At 70.2% G+C, this 18,698-nt stretch carries 11 protein-coding genes and 1 pseudogene; 2 read left to right on the forward strand and 10 right to left on the reverse strand.

The window, feature by feature from the left end:
- The 5 genes from NON22_RS08655 to NON22_RS08675 form a co-directional block, all read right to left on the reverse strand.
- Positions 1 to 1,921: polynucleotide kinase-phosphatase (locus tag NON22_RS08655; protein WP_257386528.1), on the reverse strand; the 1,921-nt coding region annotated here is incomplete at its 3' end.
- Between the two features lie 22 nt (positions 1,922 to 1,943).
- Positions 1,944 to 3,344, reverse strand: a complete 1,401-nt coding sequence (locus tag NON22_RS08660; protein WP_257386529.1) for a 3' terminal RNA ribose 2'-O-methyltransferase Hen1 — start codon at positions 3,342 to 3,344, stop codon at positions 1,944 to 1,946.
- A 34-nt stretch (positions 3,345 to 3,378) separates the two neighbouring features.
- Positions 3,379 to 4,416: an RNA 3'-terminal phosphate cyclase gene (gene rtcA, locus NON22_RS08665; RefSeq protein ID WP_257386530.1), complete on the reverse strand. Its 1,038-nt coding sequence runs from the start codon at positions 4,414 to 4,416 to the stop codon at positions 3,379 to 3,381.
- 28 nt (positions 4,417 to 4,444) lie between these two features.
- Positions 4,445 to 5,155, reverse strand: a complete 711-nt coding sequence (locus tag NON22_RS08670) for a hypothetical protein (RefSeq protein WP_257386531.1) — start codon at positions 5,153 to 5,155, stop codon at positions 4,445 to 4,447.
- 16 nt (positions 5,156 to 5,171) lie between these two features.
- Positions 5,172 to 6,395, reverse strand: coding sequence for an RtcB family protein (locus NON22_RS08675; RefSeq protein WP_257386532.1), 1,224 nt, complete (start codon positions 6,393 to 6,395; stop codon positions 5,172 to 5,174).
- Between the two features lie 773 nt (positions 6,396 to 7,168).
- Between NON22_RS08675 and rtcR the strand changes: the two are divergent.
- Positions 7,169 to 8,719, forward strand: a pseudogene (rtcR, locus tag NON22_RS08680) (RNA repair transcriptional activator RtcR); the annotation flags it as partial.
- A gap of 163 nt (positions 8,720 to 8,882) precedes the next feature.
- Here the strand turns inward: rtcR and NON22_RS08685 are convergent.
- The 3 genes from NON22_RS08685 to NON22_RS08695 all read right to left on the reverse strand — a co-directional run bounded on the left by NON22_RS08685 (position 8,883) and on the right by NON22_RS08695 (position 12,718).
- Positions 8,883 to 10,337 carry a hypothetical protein gene (locus tag NON22_RS08685; RefSeq protein ID WP_257386534.1) on the reverse strand — a complete coding sequence of 485 codons (1,455 nt, stop codon included), beginning with the start codon at positions 10,335 to 10,337 and terminating at the stop codon, positions 8,883 to 8,885.
- Positions 10,338 to 10,501: 164 nt separating this feature from the next.
- The gene (locus tag NON22_RS08690) at positions 10,502 to 11,677 is read right to left on the reverse strand and encodes an SPFH domain-containing protein (RefSeq protein WP_257386535.1); all 1,176 of its coding nucleotides are present in this window, start codon (positions 11,675 to 11,677) and stop codon (positions 10,502 to 10,504) included.
- 216 nt (positions 11,678 to 11,893) lie between these two features.
- Positions 11,894 to 12,718 carry a helix-turn-helix domain-containing protein gene (locus tag NON22_RS08695; RefSeq protein ID WP_257386536.1) on the reverse strand — a complete coding sequence of 275 codons (825 nt, stop codon included), beginning with the start codon at positions 12,716 to 12,718 and terminating at the stop codon, positions 11,894 to 11,896.
- A gap of 375 nt (positions 12,719 to 13,093) precedes the next feature.
- Here NON22_RS08695 and NON22_RS08700 point away from each other — a divergent pair, with 375 nt between their 5' ends.
- Positions 13,094 to 13,426 carry a hypothetical protein gene (locus NON22_RS08700; RefSeq protein ID WP_257386537.1) on the forward strand — a complete coding sequence of 111 codons (333 nt, stop codon included), beginning with the start codon at positions 13,094 to 13,096 and terminating at the stop codon, positions 13,424 to 13,426.
- Positions 13,427 to 13,486: 60 nt separating this feature from the next.
- Here the strand turns inward: NON22_RS08700 and NON22_RS08705 are convergent, their stop codons facing one another.
- Together NON22_RS08705 and NON22_RS08710 are read right to left on the reverse strand one after the other, a co-directional pair.
- On the reverse strand, positions 13,487 to 13,654 hold the full coding sequence (locus tag NON22_RS08705; protein ID WP_257386538.1) for a hypothetical protein: 168 nt from the start codon (positions 13,652 to 13,654) through the stop codon (positions 13,487 to 13,489).
- 205 nt (positions 13,655 to 13,859) lie between these two features.
- On the reverse strand, positions 13,860 to 18,698 hold a 4,839-nt coding region (locus NON22_RS08710), incomplete at its 5' end, for a choice-of-anchor D domain-containing protein (RefSeq protein ID WP_257386539.1).

The raw sequence follows: 18,698 nt of genomic DNA on the forward strand, positions 1-18,698 counted from the left end.
GTGTGCTCTTCCGATCGAGCGCGGACTCGGCCGCGCCCAGCGCGGCCAGCGCCGCGGCCCCGGTCGGCGCGTACTGGTTCTGCAGCAGCTCCTGGGCCTTGGCCGACCAGGGCAGCAGTTCCGCGTCGAGCACGACCCAGTCGCTGGCCAGCTCCTGCCAGATGTCGGCGCGTTCGAGCGCCCCGTCGAGGCGATCGAGCAGTGCCGTTTCGAGCGCGCGGTCGGCGAAGAAGCGCCGCCCGCTGCGCGTGTAGATGACGCCGCGGCCGTCGTCGCCGATGCCGAAGCGGCGCAGCGCGACGGTCTCGTCGCGGCAGAGCACGACGATCGCGCGCGAGCCCATGTGCTTTTCCTCGCAGACGAGCTCGGGCACGCCGTCGTGGCGATAGGCGGCGATGGCTTCCTGCGGCCGCTCCAGCAGGTCGCCGTCGGTCGCGGTCGCCGGCGGCGCCATGGTCGGCGGCAGATAGACCAGCCAGCGCGGATCCAGCGCGAAGCGGCTCATGACTTCGAGCGCGGCCACGGCGTTCTCCTCGCGTACGCCGACGCGATGGAACACGCGCGTCTCGATCGTGCGCTTGCCGGCCACGTCGCCGAGCTCGAGCAGGCTGCCTTCGCGTACCGGCGCGGCGGCCGCGGCTTCGGCCGTCGCCGGGAACGGCGCCGCCGGCGCGTAGTAGATGCGCGCGGCCGGCACCGAGACGAGCTCGCGCTCGGGATAGCGCAGCGCGGTCAGGCGGCCGCCGAACACGCAGCCGGTGTCGATGCAGATCGTCTGATTGACCCATTCGGGTTCCGGCACCGGCGTGTGACCGTAGACGACCGTCGCCGGACCGCGATAGTCCTGCGCCCAGTCGTAGCGCACGGGCAGGCCGAACGCGTCGGTCTCGCCGGTGGTCTCGCCGTACAGCGCGAACTCGCGCACGCGCGCCGACGAGCGCCCCTGCAGCTCCTGGCGCAGGCCCGCATGCGCGACGACGAGCTTGCCGCCGTCGAGCACGTAGTGACTGACCAGACCGTCGACGAAGCGCCCGATCTGCTGCAGGAATTCGGTGTCCGCGCCTTCGAGCTGCTGCAAGGTCTCGGCCAGGCCGTGCGTCACGCGCACGTCGCGGCCGGCGAGCTTGCGCTGCAGCTTGACGTCGTGGTTGCCGGGCACGCAGAGCGCCGTGCCGTTGCCGACCATGTGCATGACCAGGCGCAGCACACCGGGCGAATCCGGGCCGCGGTCGACGAGGTCGCCGACGAACACGGCCTTGCGTCCGGCCGGCGCCTGCACCTGCGGCTGCTCGCGCGTGCCGGCCACGACGTAGCCGAGTTCGCGCAGCAGCGCGACCAGCTCGTCGTAGCAGCCGTGCACGTCGCCGATCAGGTCGAACGGCCCGTGGTCCTCGCGCCGGTCGTTCCACAGGGCCGTGCGCTCGATCCGCGCCGCGTCGACGTCGGCGACGGACCGCAGCACGTTGACGTAGCGGAAGCCTTCGCGCTGCAGGTTGCGCATCGAACGGTGCAGCGCCTGCAGCTGGCTGCGCACGACGTGCGCGCCGAACTGGCGGTCGGCGCGGCCGGCGTTGCGCTCGTGGCAGACGCGTTCGGGCAGGTCGAACACGATGGCGGCGGCGAACACGTGGTACTCGCGCGCGAGCTCGACGATGCGCCTGCGGTCTTCCGGGCGTACGTTGGTCGCGTCGACGACGGTCAGCAGGCCGGCTGCGAGACGCTTGCGCGCGATGAAATACAGCACGTCGAACGCATCGCGGCTCGCGTGCTGCGCATTTTCGTCGTCGCTGACCCAGCCGCGGCAGGTATCGGACGACAGCACCTCGGTCGCCGCGAAATGACGGCGCGCGAAGCTCGACTTGCCGCTGCCGCTGGGTCCGATGAGCGCGACGAGGCTCAGCTTGGGAATCGTGATGGGCATGGGATTTCCGTGGAGCGGACGCTCAGGCGTCGCGCGTGAACAGGGCCATCTGGGTCGGCGCGCCGAGCGCCGGATCGAGCGGGCCGACCGGCAGCAGGCGCAGGCCGTAGCCGCGCCGCGCGGCGACGGCTTCGGCCCAGGCGGCGAACTCCGCGCGCGTCCATTCGAAGCGGTGGTCGGGATGGCGCAGCTTGCCGGCCGGCAGGTCGGCGAAGTTCGCGTTGTACTCGGCGTTCGGCGTGGTCACGACGACGAGCCGCGGCCGCGCGAACTCGAACACGTTGCGCTCGAACGCCGGCAGGCGCGGCGGATCCATGTGCTCGATGACCTCGACCGCGCAGGCCGCGTCGAAGCCTTCGAGGCGGCGGTCGCGATAGGTCAGCGCGCCCTGCACGAGCTGCAGGCGTTCGCGCTGCGACGGCGGCAGGCGGTCCAGATGCAGCCGGTCGGCCGCGACGTCGAGCGCGCGCAGCGACACGTCGACGCCGAGGATGCGCTCGAACTGCTTCTCCTTGAGCAGCAGGCCGAGCAGGCGGCCTTCGCCGCAGCCGAGGTCGACGATGCTGCGCGCGCCGCTCTGGCGCAACACCGACAGCACCGAGCCCATGCGCTGCTCGTTCAGGCTCAGCGGCCGCTCGATAGCTTCCTCGGCCGCCTCGCGCGCCTGTTCGGCGCGATCGACGTCGTCTTCTTCCGCATCGAGCAGTCGCGCGAGCGCCGAGCGCACGAGCGAGCGGCGGCGCTTCAGATAGCGGTTCGCGATCCAGTCGCGCTGGGGATGCGCAGCCAGCCAGTCGCCGGCCTTGGCCACGAGCTTGTCGACCTCGTCGTCGCCGACGAAGTAGTGCTTGTCGCCGTCGATGGCCGGAAGCAGCACGTACAGGTGCGACAGCAGCTCGCGCAGGCGCACGCAGCCGGCGATGCGCAGGCGCCAATACGGGCTGGCGCCCCATTCGGGAAAGCGCGCATCCAGCGCGAGCGGGGCCAGCTCCACCGTGTAGCCCAGCGGCTCGAAGCAGCGGCGTATCGCTTCTTCGCCGCCGCGGGCGCGCAACACCGGCACTTCGGCCTCGAGCGGAATCGCGGTCTGCGCGAGCGCTTCGCGGCCGGCGCTCGCGCCGGACAGCGCCGAGCGATAGACGCGCGCGATCGCGACGGCGAGGAACGAGCTCGCCGCGTACGGCCGGTCGTTGACGTACTGCGCGAGCGGACCTTCGCTGCCGTCGCCGCGGCCGCGCACGAGGCCGACCGGATCGATGTCGAGCAGCAGCGAGGCCGTGCAGCGCCGCGCATCGGCCTGCGGATAGAACACGTGGGCGCGGCCGAACGCGAGCTCGAAACTCTGCAGCTTCTGCGGATGCTTGGCGAGCAGGTAGCCGAGGTCGGTGGCCGGTTCGTGGGTGGTGCTGAGGTTCAACAGCATGCGGAAAGCCTTGCGAAGTCGGAGGGGCGTCGTCTCAGCGCTGCACACTGACGCGATAGCGCCGCTGCGGATCGCCGTCGTCGGGCGAGATGTCGACGGCCGCGGCGTCGAACGCGCGGATCACGGCCGCATTGGTTTCCAGGTGCGTGCTCGGCCTTCCGGTCACGAAGCTGCCGCCGGCCAGCACGAGCGGCAGCAGCAGCTGGTCGGCCAGGTGCTCGCCGACCGGCGCGCCGTGGGCGAGGTAGGCGCGCAGTTCGTCGCAGGCGCCGCGTGCGACGTTCTCCGCGGCCACGCCTTGCTCGCCGAGTCCGACGACGACTTCGCTGACGTGGTCGAACTGCGCGGTCAGCACGAGCGCATTCGCCGGACCTGGGCCGGCGGGCAGGTCGCGTACCTCGCGCCGCGTCAGCGCGAACCGCTCGGCGGCCGTGTCGAGCTCGCGTTCGGCGATGTGCCTCGGCAGATTGCGCAACAGTGCCGTCGCTTCGATGCCGCGGGCCGCGCCGCGCTCGTGCAGGGCCAGCGGCGACAAGGCCGTGGGCGCGATGTCGACGTGGATGCGGCCGCCGCCGGCCGGATAGAAGCCGTGGCGTTCGATCGACATCCCGACGTCGGCGCCCATGCGCGCGAGCTGCGGCAGGAACGCCGTCGCGACGAAATCGGCCGACGGCGCCATACGGTTGTGCGTGCCGCCTTCGAGCACGAGCTGGCTGCGGCCGCCGGCGCGCAGCAATGCGGGCAGCACGGTCTGCAGCACGAGCAGGGTGCTGCCGGCGCTGCCGATCCGGAACGCGTACTCGCCGGCGCGGATCGCGCCGGGGCGGAATTCGAGCGCGGTCGAGCCGATTTCGGCGCCGCTGACGTCCGCGCCGCTGACCGCCGCCGCGGCCTGCACGCAGACCAGGTGCTGGCGCATGAGCCCGGGCTTGCTGCGCCTGGCGCGGATGTTGCGCAGGCGCAGCGGCCGGCGCTGCAGCATGGCCAGGCTCAGCGCCGTGCGCAGGATCTGTCCGCCGCCTTCGCCCTGCGCGCCGTCGAGTTCGATGAGGGATTCCGTTCGTGCTTTCATCTCGGGTTCTTCCTGCCCGAGACCAGTCTCAGGCGTCGTTGCTGAGTTTCGCTTCCGACAGTTCGCGCGAGCCGAGCTGGCGCTTGCCGGTGATGACGTATCGACATGCCTGGTACTTCAGATCATGCAGCGCATTGCGTCCGGCCTCCGCCGGCAGCTCGGCGAGGCCGACTTCATACCAGATGCCGCAGAGCTTCAGCGCTTGCCGCGCCGGAGAAAGCCGGTGCAGATCGGCCGGCGATCCGTCCGGATGCCGGATCGGCTCCGGCTCCCTTCGGCGCGCCGCACGTCGCGGTGGCGGTTTGCGCCATCGCAGGATCCGGGTGCGCGGGTCGACGAACAACCCGGTCACTTCCCCGTCGAGCCGGACCCCGCGGGTGCGGTGCGGCGAGTGAACGGCGCGGCGCCGCTGCGCGTCGTATCGACATTCAATCGTGACGAGCTGGCGAACGTGATCCAGCAGATGCCGGCCGACCACGCTGCGCGAGTCTATGCCCCCGGCGAGCTCGCTCCACACCCTGTCCCAGGGCCGGTCGACCTGCTTGCGCAGCCAGCGGCGCAGCGGCGAAAGCAGGTCGTCGAAATACTTCGTGCGGTGGCGGCGAGGCCGATAGCTGTCCGCGTAGCTGTCGTCCTCGCCGGTCCATTCGCCGACACGCGGCTTGTGGCCGCGATCGGTCTTGCGGCGCTGTCCGCCACGCGGCCGTTCGATCAGCACTTCGTGCAGGTCGCTGCGCATGGTTCCTTCTCCTGGTTCAACCTTTGACGCAGACGACTTGCCGCAAGGTATGCATGATCTCGACGAGATCGCGCTGTGCGGCCATGACCTGGTCGATCGGCTTGTACGCGGCCGGCGATTCGTCGATGACGTCGACATCCTTGCGGCATTCCACGTGCGCGGTCGCCGCGCGGTGTTCGCCGAGCGTGATGCGCTTCTTGGCCTCGGTGCGGCTCATGACGCGGCCGGCGCCGTGCGAGCAGGAACAGAAGCTCTCGGCATTGCCGAGACCGCGCACGATGAAGCTCTTCGCCCCCATGCTGCCCGGGATGATGCCGAACTGGCCCTCGCGCGCACTGACCGCGCCCTTGCGCGTCACGTACAGCTCGCGCCCGAAATGCGTCTCGCGCTGCACGTAGTTGTGATGGCAGTTGATCGCCATGCGCGTGAGCTGGAACGACGGCAGGTGCTTGCGCAGCACGGTCAGCACGGTTTCCATCATCTGCTGGCGGTTTTCGGCCGCGTATTCCTGCGCCCACTCCACGGCCTGCACGTAGTCGTCGAACACCTCGCTGCCTTCCTTGAAGTAGGCGAGATCGCGGTCCGGCAGGTTGGCCTGCTGCTTCTGCATCTCGTTGCGCGCCTTCTCGATGAAGTACTGGCCGATGCCGTTGCCGACGCCACGCGAACCCGAGTGCAGCATCACCCAGACCTGGTCGGTTTCGTCCAGGCACAGTTCGATGAAGTGGTTGCCGCCGCCGAGCGAGCCGAGCTGGCTCAGCGGCGACTTGTGCGAGATGCGCGGATGGCGTTCGACGAGCGCGCGATAGCGCTGTTCGAGACCGCGCCAGCGCGTCGTGGCCGAGTTCGGCGCGACGATCCAGCTGCCCTTGAGGCTGCGGCCCTCGACCGTGACGAAGCCGTGCGGCACAGCGCGTTCGATGTCGCTGCGGATCGTCTGCAGGTTCTCCGGCAGCTGATCGGCGCGCAGGGTGGTCTGGTAGGCCATCATCCCGCAGCCGATGTCGACGCCGACGGCGGCCGGGATGATCGCGCCTTCGGTCGGCACCACCGAGCCCACGGTCGCGCCGATGCCGAGGTGCACGTCGGGCATGACGGCGATCCACGGGCCGACGATCGGCAGCCGCGCGAGGTTGCGCAGCTGCTTGCGCGCGCCCTCGTCCAGCGGCACGCCGTCGATCCAGGCCTTGATCGGCACGCCGCCTTCGTCGTGAAGGGTCTGATGCAGCGCGGTGTTCATGACGATCTCTCTTCTCTCTCGTTGTATTCGGATGCAGTACGGCGACGAGGTGGGTGCGAGTCACGGAACGCGTGCGGTGCTCTCGCTGAGCTACGGCGTGAACCGGCGGGGCTCGAACCCGCGACCTCCGCAATCAATGTAGACCCGCAGGCATTCGCGGTACTGCGGCAAGCGGCGACTAGGAATTCGACCAAGACGTGGGTCCTTAACAGGGAATGTAGTCTTCGTCAGCATTCGCCGCTTGCCGCAACACCGTGATGTCGCGATGAAACAGCGGGGCCCGGATGTTCGGGCGGGGCCCCTGCGCCCGTAGCGGTCGCGACGGCGACGAATTCGGTACAAGACGTTTTTCCAGTGCGTCTGTATTTCGCCACGGTGATTGACACCGGCGGGGGACTTTCGCCCCCGCATGCCTCACGGCGCTGGATTCGATGTAGTCCTGCGGGGCATTCGCCGTCGCGGCCAAACCGGTGATCGTTGCGGCCGCAGCGCGGATTCGCTGCGGCCATTTCTCCTTTCTCCTGTCGTGTGCCGGGGCCAGGTCGCGGAGCCCGCTGCCCGAGGTCCGCCTGTCGAAGCCCTTGGGGGAACCCCGGCGGCGCGCTCCGTCCCGGCACGGGTTGTCCCATATCAAGGGTCGTGCCAACCCGGCTCATCCATTGAATATTCCCAAAAATCAAAGGATTGAAAATCCGGCGCGGTTTTCGATCGAACTTCGAACCGAGCTGATGCGCTCGTGTATTATCCGTACGGATAAATTCGGGGCAGGGGACATGCAGAGCAAGCCGCTCGTCGTGATCGGTTTCGTCGGTACGGTGCTGGACGCGGCCGACGGCCCGGGCCGTTGGGAGAAATGGCGGCCGAGCGTAGCCCTGGGCATGTACGACGACCTGCTGGTCTCTCGCCTGGAGCTGCTGCTGGACGAGCGCAAGTTTGGCAAGCTGGCCGGCCGGCTGCGCGCCGACCTCGCCGAGGTCAGCCCCGAGACCCAGGTGCGCGTGCACGACTTCTTCCTGTCGGATCCCTGGGATTTCGAACAGGTCTTCGCCGCGCTGCACGAGTTCGCGCGCGGCTATCCGTTCGACACCGAGCGCGAGGACTACCTCGTGCACATCTCCACCGGCACGCACGTCGCGCAGATCTGCTGGTTCCTGCTGACCGAGGCGCGTTTCTTCCCGGCGCGACTGCTGCAGACCTCGCCGCCGCCGAAGCAGCGCACGGGCGATCCGGGCAAGTACGCGATCATCGATCTCGACCTCGCGCGCTACGACCGCATCGCCCAGCGCTTCGCGCGAGAAAGCGAAGACACGGCGAGCTTCCTCAAGAGCGGCATCGCCACGCGCAGCGCGACGTTCAACCGCATGATCGAGCAGATCGAGCGCGTCGCGATCCGCTCCAAGGCGCCGATGCTGCTGCTCGGCCCGACCGGCGCCGGCAAGAGCATGCTCGCGCGCAACCTGTTCGAGCTGAAACAGCGCCGGCATGCGCTCAAGGGCCGCTTCGTCGAGGTGAACTGCGCGACCCTGCGCGGCGACGGCGCGGGCAGCGCGCTGTTCGGCCACGTGCGCGGCGCGTTCACGGGCGCGCAGAGCGAACGGGCCGGCCTGCTCAAGAGCGCCGACGGCGGTCTGCTGTTCCTCGACGAGATCGGCGAGCTCGGCCTCGACGAACAGGCCATGCTGCTGCGCGCGATCGAGGACAAGCGCTTTCCGCCGCTCGGCGGCGACCGCGAGGTCAGCAGCGACTTCCAGCTGATCGCCGGCACCAACCGCGACCTGTCGGTCGCGGTCGCCGAAGGCCGCTTCCGCGAGGACCTGTTCGCGCGCCTGAACCTCTGGACCTTCTATCTGCCGGGGCTCAAGGAACGTGCCGAGGACATCGAGCCGAATCTCGATTTCGAGCTCGAGCGCTTCGCGCGCGTGCACAGCGAACGCATCACGTTCAACCGCGAGGCGCGCGAACGCTACCTGCGTTTCGCGATGAGCATCGAGGCGACCTGGCCCGGCAATTTCCGCGATCTCGGCGCGTCGGTCACGCGCATGGCGACCCTGGCCTCGCAGGGCCGCATCACGGTCGATGTCGTCGACGAGGAAACCGTGCGCCTGCGCCGGCTCTGGGGCGGCACGCGACGCAGCGCCGCCAACGGCGACGGCGGCTACGCGCTGCTCGATGCGCTGCTCGGCGACCGGCTGGAGCAGATCGACCGCTTCGACCGCGTGCAACTCGCCGACGTGCTGCGCGTCTGTGCCGCCGCGCGCAGCGCGAGCGACGCCGGACGCAGCCTGTTCCAGGCCAGCCGCGAGAAGCGCAGTTCGAGCAACGATGCGGACCGGCTGCGCAAATACCTCAAGCGCTTCGGCCTCGAATTCGCGCAGATCCAGGCGGCGGCGCGGCGCCTGTGAACCGGGAACCCGCCGAACTGCGCCGGCACCGGAGAATGCCGGCGCAACGCCGGTTCCGCGCGGCGCGCGCCGGGGCGACGTGGCGTCAGCGCAGCGCGACGCTGCCGCGCTTCCAGGCCGGGTCCTGCGAACGGTAGAACACGCTCAGCGCGGCCGGGCTGTCGACCTGCTTGCTGACGTTCAACGTCGCGAGGTCGATGACCTCGAAGCTGCGCCGGAAGCGGCCGTCGACCTTGGTTTCGCGCGCCGCGAGCAGCTGGGCCTTGCCGGGCACCCAGCCGGCGAATTCGAGATAGCCGACGTCGGGCGTGTCGAGGCTCGGCGGCAGCACGTCGATGCGCCACCCGTCGCCGCCGCGCTGGAATACCCAGAGCTCGCGCCACGCGTCGAGCGGCTGCACGGCGAGGGTCAGCACGGTGCCGGCGGCATTGCTGCTGGCCGACGCGGTCCAGACGAGGCCATAGGTACAGCGCTGCGCCAATGCATGCGCCGCGTCGTGCTGCGCGTCGACGAGCGCGATGCAGGTCTGGCCCGGTTCGCCGGGGCGCGTCTCTACGTGCAACCCTTTGGCGGCGGCGGTCGGAACCGCTTCGGCGCTCCAGCGCGAGGCGCCGACGCGCACGGCGGCATCGGTGTACGCGGCGTTGTCTTCCTCGGCCAGCTCGAGCTTGTCGACGCCGGCCAGCGCCTGCAGCGCGAGCGCCATGGTCGGCTGCGCGTCCTCGCCGCGGCGCGCGCGCTGGAACGCGAAGCTGGCCTGCACGCCGGCGCTGCGCAGGCGCAGGCGATTGCGCAGGTACTCGGGCAGGCCGTCGGACTTCACGCGCGCGAGCACGTCGCTGCGCCAGGCATCGTAGTCGTAGCGCGCGGCCGGGCTCAGGTCCGGCGGCACGCAGTCGGGACGCGTCAACGCGAGCGCGGCGCCCGCATGCACGTCGTCGCCCGCCGGCAGTGCGAGCACGCGCCGGAACGCCTCGCCGTCGTAGCAGAGCACGACGCGGCCTTCGCGTTCCATGCTGCGTATCGTCACGCCGAGGCTCGCGGCGACGTCGAGATGTGCCGCGATCGTCGCGTCGTCGGCCTTGGCGCGGCGCGACGATGCGCGCCGCGCAAGGCGTTCGGCCATGCTGCCGAGCGCCGAAAACGCCTCGCTGCCGATGGCCTGCGCCGGCGCGGCCCTCAGATACGCCGCGACGTAGGCCAGGCCCAGCGCTTCGGCGCCCGGCGTGTCGCGCAGGAAGCGCACGACCGCGAGCAGCTCGCCGGCGCGTTCGGGCTGCAGGCTGACGCGGCGCACCTGGCTCGCGCGCACATAGCCGCCGCGTTCGCGGCGATGGTCGTAGACCTGCAGATAGCCGAATCGCGCATCTCGGATTTCCAGGGTGTCGCCTTGCCAGAGCACGGCCTGCTGCGGCGCCGATTCCTTCGGCGCCGCGCGCAGCGCGATCTGATCCTGGGTCACGATAGCCGTCTCGGCGACGGGTTCCTCCGCGGCGGCGGCGCCGGCGCAGAGCAGCAGGGCGGCAAGCAGACGTTTCATCGATGCGTTTCCGATGTGCGGCAGGGAATTCCGCCAGGTCGAATGCGGCTTTCGATCCCGGTTCTCCGGGTCAGGACGGCCGATGTCCGGGGACGCGACTCGTCCGGCGGAGTCGAAGAGAAAGCGGCAGCGCGCAGGAGCCCGCTGCCGATCCGTTCCTCGCCTCATTCGGCGCCGGCCGGCGCCTGCTGCGCGACCGCGCTGGTGCCGAGCAAGGTGTTGCCGATGAAACCGCCGCCGGCCGGCGGCGGCGCGATGATGACCGAGACCTTGTCCGACAGCTTGTCGGCCAGCGTCTTCTGGATCAGCAGCGGATGCTTCGTGATCAGCTCGCCGTCGCGCTGCATCTGCTCGCTCTGTACCTTGCCGATGCGTTCGAGGCGGAACACTTCGGCCTCGGCCAGGCGCTGGCGCGAATCGGCTTCGCCGGCAGCTTCGATGCGGCGCGCCTCGGCGGCGGCTTCGGCGAGCTTGATGCGCGAGGTCTTCTCGGCCTCGGCTTCGAGCTGGCGCTGCTCGATCTGCTTCTGCTTGAACGGCAGTACGTGGCGCATCGCTTCCTCCTGTGCCTTTGCCGCGATGATCTGCTCCGACGCGGCGGCCTGCGCGGCCTTCTCGCGCGTGACCTTTTCCGCGTCGGCCGCGAGCTCGGCTTCCTTGACCTGCTTTTCCTTGAGCTCCAGGGTGTACTTCATCTTTTCGGTCTCGAGTTCGACCGCGAGCAGCTTCTCCATGCCGGCGCGATAGTCGGCCGGCAGGTCCACGTTGCCGAGCAGCACCGAGTTCAGCACGATGCCGTCGGCGGCGAGCTTGGGCTTGAGCTCGGTCTCGAGCACGTCCTGCAGCTCCTGGCGCTTGGTCGAGAAGATCTCGCGCACGGTGTAGCGCGCGAACACCTTGTAGATCGTGCCCTGCACGGCCGGTTCGAGGCGGTCGCTCGCTATGTGTTCCGGCGCCGTGCGTGCGAAGAGATCGACGCGGCCCGGATCGAGCGAATAGCGGATCGCGACTTCGGCGCCGAACGACAGACCTTCGATCGACTGGAACGGCGCTTCGCCGTCGGCGCGGGCGCTGCGCTCGGGCCGGTACAGGCGGCTCTGTAGCGGATAGCGGCGCAGCTCGTGCAGACCCGGCAGTACGACGACCAGTCCTTCGCCGGTCGTCGTCGTCGTGCCGGTCCAGCGATTCAGACGCACGCCGAGCTCGCCGGCGCCGACGCTCCCGGTCGGCGGATGCGTATACAGTGCATAGCCGCCGGCGGCCAGGGCCGCGAGCAGCAGGACGCGCGGACGGAAAACGACACGGACGGCGTGCGACAGCCGCGACGACGACAAGGCCACGAAACGACTCCTGGGCGGATGGATGGACGAGGGCGCCGAAGGTCTTCGGCGTGGATGCCATTCCAGCCCGCGGCGCAGGCGTGCCCGCGCTCGAATCCGGGCCGGCCGCCGACGGATTGTGGCGGGATGCGGGCAGTGGCCGCGGCGCTCGTCGGTCCATGCGCCGATGCGCTCCCGACACCGGCGACCGCGTGATGCGGTCGGCCCGCGCGACGCTCAGCCGGCCGCCGCCAGCTCGCGGCAATGCTGCGCCGTCGCCTCGTCGACCGGGAAGCAGCATTCGATGTGCAGCTCCTCGATCGTCACGTCGCGCGGCGTACCGAAAGTCGTGATCGTCGAGAAGAAATGCAACTCGGTCGCATCACGGCGCAGCACTGTCGTCAGCAGCGGCGTCGCGCCGCCGTCGGCATCGCGCCGGCGCCAGCGCGACGGTACGCCGGGATAGGCGAGCACCTCGGCGAGCAGCGCGGCCGCCGTCTCGTCGCCGGGCGCCGCAGCCACGACGCTGTGCAGATGGTGGATCAGGCTGCCGGCCACTTCTTCCCAGTTCGCGACTGCCGCACGCAGGTCGTCCGGATCGAAGAACTGGCGCAGCATGTTCGCGTGGCGGCTGTCGCGGCCGCCGAGCACGAAGCGGTTGACGCGAACCGCGGCCGCATTCGCCGCGAGCACGTCCCAATGCCGGTTCAGCAGGAACGCCGGATACGGCTCCTGCTGCGCGAGTATCGCCTCGATGGCCCGGCGCACCTGAGCGAGCGCCGGTGTCGCGAGGGTCGACTCCGGATATTTCGGCGCGAAGCCCGCGGCGACGAGCAGCGCATTGCGCTCGCGCAGCGGCACGTCGAGCGCATCAGCCAGACGCAGCACGAGTTCGCGGCTGGCCTGCGACTTGCCGGTTTCCACGCAGCTCAGATGCCGCGCCGAGATGTTCGCGTCGAGCGCAAGGTCGAGCTGGCTCAGACGTCGCGTCAGGCGCCATTCGCGCAGCAGCCGGCCCAGCGGCGCGGCGGTGTCGGGCGCGGTCGAAGCTCGGGTCTGCACGGGAATTCCTCGTCGGCGGAGCGCCGATGCTAAGCGCCGCGTCGTCGCGGGGACATGACCTCGCAGGTCATGTTCGCCGTCGGGCGGAGACTGCCGGCGCACGATGCAGCGCGACGAACCGCGCGACTGACGCCGACGCGCATCGCCGCCGTTTTCCTCGGCCCGGGCCGGTGAACGGGATCGCCGCATCGATTCCGCAGAAGCGGCCTTCCCGACGATCTGCGCCGCAGCCGTCGCGACGGTCGGAACCCGCCGTGCGGCCAAACGGTCCGGCACACCCGTTGCCCGCGCTTGCCGAGTCGGCCCGGGCTGCGCAAGATCGCGGAAACCCCTCGTGATCGCTCCCGCATGCCGCCGTCCCTGCTTCGTCCCCCGATGACCACGCACGATCGTCTGCTGCCGGTCATCGGCATGCTGAACGTGCTCGCGGTCACGGTGGCTGCGCTGATCGTCGTGCCGAAGTTCAAGCTGATGTTCGACGGCTTCGGCGGCGATCTGCCGCTCGCGACGCGGCTGATGCTCGCGACCTATCGCGGCTGGGGTCTCGCCGCGCTGCTCGTGCCGGCGATCTGGATCGCATGGCCGGATCGGCAGGCGCGCGGCGCGGTGGCGCTGCTTGCCGGCATTGCGACGGCGGTCGTCCTGACCGGCTTCGGCATCTGGGCCTGCTATTCGCCGATATTCGCGCTCGCTGCGGTAGTAGGCTGACCCGAAGCGATCCGGGCAGGCGCCTCTGCCCGGATCGCCGCTACTGCTTCGGTTCTTGCCTCAGCGGTTGCGGTCGCTCGGCATGCGGCTCTGGCCCTGCTGCGGCCGCTCTTCCTGCGGCCGGTTCTGGGTCTGCTGCTCCTGCTTCTTGTCCGGATTCTGCGAGGCCTCGCGGTTCGGGTTCTGCGATTGCTGCTGTTTCTGCGGGTTCGGGTTCTGCGTAGGCATCGTTCGCTCCAGGGGTTGCGCCGGTCGGCGCCGAAGGAGCGGAGCAACCGACGTGCCACGAGCGGAAAGCGCCTCGCGATGCGGATTTGCGCGCCCAGGGCGGCGTGCGGCTTTGTAAGGCTTTCCGCGGATTGCAGATCCTTCCTCGGAGGTTGCAGCGGCCCCGGCCGCCACCGCCGGCAGCCACGCCGGCGGCAGCGTTGCCTCATTGCGCGCCGGACGGCGCTTCGCCCGGCGTGACGCGCAGATCGAACCAGTCCGCCGCGGAACCTTCCAGAGGCACGCGCGATTCCTCGTCGCCGGCGCGCAGCAGCACGACGAGACTGCCGTCCTTCGCGGCCGACCCCAGACTCACGACGCCGTCGGACGGAACCGCGATCCAGGCGCCGGCCCGCTCGGCACCGGCGGCGGGTTCGGCAACCACGCGCACCCAGTACCGCGACGCCCGGCCGACGCGCTCGACGCGGAAGCCGCCGGCGCCGGCATTGCGGCCCAGCACCACCGTCTCGATGAAGTGCGCCGTCGGCGTCGCGGGTATGCGCAGCAGACGGCTCCCGTTGACGGCCAGCGTGCCGGCTCCGGCGAGCGCCAGACTGCCGGCGCCATCACCGAAGGGCTGGAAGCCGTCGCGGAACAGCACGATCTGCGTGCTCGCCGACGCCGTGTAAGGCCCGGGGTCGAGCGCACTGGAAACCTGCGCCGTCGCGGTAACGAGGTCACTGTCCGGCATGCCCAGGATCTGGCCGCTGACGACATAGCTCACGCTGCCCTCCGCCGGAACGGTGACGTCGCCGTCGGCGAGCGCGCCGCTTCCCGAGGCAGTGCAATGCGCATTCGGATCGCCTGCGTTGATGCAGAACCACGAGGCGCTGCCCGGGTCGAGCTGTGCCGGCAGCGGCAGCGCGATGTTCACGCCGGCGACGGCGGCGGCTCCCGGATTGCGCGCGGTGACGAGATAGCTGAGCGTGTGCCGGTACTGCACATGGGCGCGGTTGGCGGTGAGTTCCGCGCCGAGATGGCTGCCTTCGACGCCGTTGCCGCTGAGCGGCACCGTCGCGGTGGTGCCGGCATTCGCGTTGGTCACGTCGATGCGGGCATTGCGGGCGCCGAGCGCCAGCGGCGCGAAGCGCGCGTACAGCGTGCAGGTGCCGCCGTTTGCGGCGATGGTGCCGCCGGCACTGCAGGCGTTGTTGCCGCCGGCCAGCGCGAAGTCGCCGGGGTCGGCGCCGGCCAGCGACACCGTACCGATGGCGAAGTCGCCTGCGCCGCTGTTGAGCAGGTTCACCGTGCGTACCGGGCTCGTGGAATTGAGCGTCTGGTCGCCGAAGTCCATCGCGCCGGGCGAGCTCACGAGGATGTTGGCCGCGCCGTTGCGCGAGAAAGTCAGCACCAGCGTGGCGTCGACTGCCGCATCGCTCTGCGAGAGGGCCCTGAGCGTGATGCTGCCGGTCTCGCCGCCGCCGGCGGCGAGCGTGGCGTCGACGCGGAACTGGGCTGCGGCATTGCCGGGCAGGCGTATCGGCGCGACCGCGGCGACGCTGCCGCCGGCGCTGTCGTGCAGGCTGGCCGTGATCGCGCCGCTCGTGCCGGTGATGGCGAGGCTATAGACATCTTCCACATTGCCGCTATTGACGACGCGCACGCCGAAGCTGCCGCTCGCCGGCAGATCGGGTGCCGTGAATGTGGCGGGCACGCCGAGCAGGGCGACGGCCTTCCCCGCCGCCAGCGTCACCTGGGCGCTGCTGCGCGCCCGCGCCGCCGCCAACGTGCGCGAGACGGCCTGCACGTCGAACGTGCTCGTCCCCGGCGGCAGATAGTCCGTGCCGGCGAGCGTCGCGACGACGTCCTGCGCTTCGCCGGGGGCCAGCGTCACGGCCTGCGGCGCCAGCGTCACCGCAGGGCCGAGCGGACCGAGCGCGGACACATCGAAGGTATCGCTCGCGACGCCGCTGTTGGTGACGCGCGCCGTGTAGACCGTCGCCGCGGTGCCGCTCGCCGGCGCCAGCGCGATGCGCACGCCCGGCCCCGGCACATTCACCGTCAGGCTGCCGAACTGGTTTCCCGCAAAGCTGTTGAGGTAGGGGATGACCTCGTAGCTGCCGGGCGCGACGTCCGGCGCCACCGAGACCGTGCCCGACACGTCGTGGGTCGAGCCGGCGGTCATGACATAGCTGGGCTGCAGGAAGTCGACGCTGATCCCGGGCGGTGCGCTGTTCAGGCCGAGGTAGTAGTTCTGCGCGACGTTGCCGACGTTAGCGCTGCGCATGACGACCGGCGCCACGCTGCCGCGGCCGACGCTGACGGGATTGTTCAGCGGCGCCAGGGTGGAAGCCAGGATCGGCGTGTTCGGATCGGGGCCGACATTGCGTGCACCGGTGGCGAGGACGGCCTGGCCCGAGGTGGTGAACCCGCTGCTCGCGGCGGCGGCGACGGTGAACGGATAGTCGGTGTATTGCGTGTCACCGAGGGTGGAGCGCAGCACGAGTGCGGCCGTGGCCTGGCCCTGTGCCGGCACCGTGACCGGCGTGTCGAGCTGCACCAGCCAGCGCGCAGGCAGGCCGAGCAGCGACAGGTCATAGTTCACCGCGCTCGCCGAGGGATTGGTCAGCGTGATCGCATAGGTCAGCGGATCGCCGAGTTGCGCCCCCTGCCGGGCCGGCGTGATCGCGAGCGTCTGCGCGGCGCTGACGGCGGCGCGCTCCAGCGGCAGGCTGCCGGCGCCGATCGACGGCAAGGTGTAGTCGACGCGGCCGCCGGCCGCGACGTCGCGCAATTCGCCCGGCGTCATGCCGCTGACGGTGGCTTGCCAGGTGATGTGGGTGGCCGTCGGCCGGTACCAGCGGTAGCGGTCGTAGCCGGCTGCGCCGGTGTCGACGTCGGTGGGCGCCGGACTGAACGAGCCCGGCACGAGGTTCACGCCGGTGCCTTTCGGAATGTCCACGATGGCCGTGATCGCCGGTCCCGCGAGCACGTGATAGTCGTAGACGAGGACGGCGGTGTCGGTGAGCGCGTAGAGCGTGTCGCCGTCGAGCACCACGTCGCGCAGCACCGACGGCACGTCGTACGGAATGATGCGCAGGTGCGCGGTGTCGTTGGCGTCGACGAGCGCGAGCACCCACGAACACGACAGCGGATTGAACGCACCGACCGCGTAGTAGTTGTTCGTCAGCGCCTTCAGGCCGGTGCCGCCGGTGTCGAGCGGCTGGTTGCACGGCGCGCCGGCGGGACGCCGGTTGAGCATCAGCGAAGTGAGCGTGCTCTGCACGACGGGCAGGGCGCCGCTGAGATCCAGCGCGCTCAAGGTGAGATTGCCGACGAAGCCGGAGTAGCCGTCGTAGGCGCCGTCCGTGTCGCCGGCGGCGAGTCCCGCGTCACCCTGCGCCGCGATGCCGTACAGCACGCGCGTGCCCGGCACGTCGGTGGCGCCGGTGACGCACGGGTTGTTCGTGCCGGGGCAGTTGGTCGGCAGCTGGCCGATGTCGACGGCCGTGATGCGGCCGACGCCGGGTCCGGTGCCGAAACCGTCGCCGACCGCGCTGGTACTTGCGAGCAGCGTGGTCGCGCCGCGCGGCAGGCTGGAGAGGATCATGTTCGGGCCGCCGTAGACCGGGTCGTTGGTATCGGTGGGGCCGAAATGGTGGAACAGCTCGCCGGTCTGCACCGGATTGGCCGGTGTGGAGAAATCCAGGCTGATCAGGTTTCCGTTTTGCTGAAAAATGAACCCGGAGAACGGGTTGTAGATCACCGCCGTGGTCGTGAGGGAACCCTGGTGGCTGTCGTTGAACTGGATGGTGCCGCCGAAGCGCTTGGGCACGCTGACCGGCACGGCGTTGAGCCGCAGCGGCGCCGTCGCATGCGCCGCATCGATCAGGTAGGCGACGATCTTCAGGTCGTCGAACGAACTCGGGCTCGACAGGTTGTAGGCAACGACCAGCACGTCGCCGTCGCGGTTGCAGCCGACATTGCCGTAGCCCGTATCGAGCACGCCCGTGGTGGCGAAGGTGCCGACGATGGCCGGCGCGCCGGGCGCGAGCGTATCGACGATCGACACCTGGTCGCGCTGGCACACGTACAGATAGCCCCCGTGCAGCACGAACGAGCGCGTCGACGCCGGCATGACGAGCGAGGCGCGGGCATCGATCACCGGCGTCGGCGCGGATTCGTGCGACAGCGCGAGATCGTAGGCGATCGTGCTGCTGCCCGGCGGCACCGTCGCCGGCGTCACCGAGAGCTGCGCCGAAAACGGCTGGCCGACGAGGAAGCCGCCCGATCCGGTCGCCCCGGGGATGGCGTCGCAGCAGCGGTTGATGTCGATGAGGCTCATCTCGATCGTATGGGCGCCGCTCAATCCAGTCGTGTCGATGCCGAAGTCGGGCAGGGCGACGATGCCGTCGCCGGGCGCCAGGAGCTTCGCGTCGGTATTGCCCGTGCGGCGCACGGTGCCGGTCGGATCCCTCAGGCGCCAGCTGCCGAACACCGTGCGATAGCCGTTGACGGAGTTCATCACGCGCGTGGTTACCGTGACCGCCGTGCCGGGATCCACCGCGAGCGGCGCCGCACGCACGCTGGCCACGCGGACGATGTCGCTGCGCAGCGTGAGCGTGCCGGTGATGCTGCGCGACAGCTGCGGCAGGTCGTGCGGCGTGACGGTGACGCGATAGTCGAAGGCGCGGGCCTGGCCGTCGTCGTTGGTGAAGGTCAGCGTCAGCGCCGGCGAACCGCAGCAGCCGTTGCTGAGCACGTGCGAGGGCAGGTTGATCGTGGTCGTGTTGAGCACGGCGTGGACGCCGGCCGGCACGCCGTCGACCGCCACGTCGAACGTGCGCGGGCCGGGAGTGTCGTTGTACAGGTTGACGTTCACGCTGACGGGCTGCGTCGGCACGTTGACGGCGAGCGCCGGCGAGAGGGCCAGGGACAGGTCGCCGCTGGCGGCTTCGAGCAGGGCGGCGCCGAGCGGACACAGGCTGGCGTCGACCCCGGCCAGCGCCGCCGCCACCGCGGCGGGCCCGGCGGCGGCGAGCTGGCCGCGCGCCGCGGTGATCGG

This window comes from Tahibacter caeni, assembly GCF_024609805.1.
Lineage (GTDB): Bacteria > Pseudomonadota > Gammaproteobacteria > Xanthomonadales > Rhodanobacteraceae > Tahibacter > Tahibacter caeni.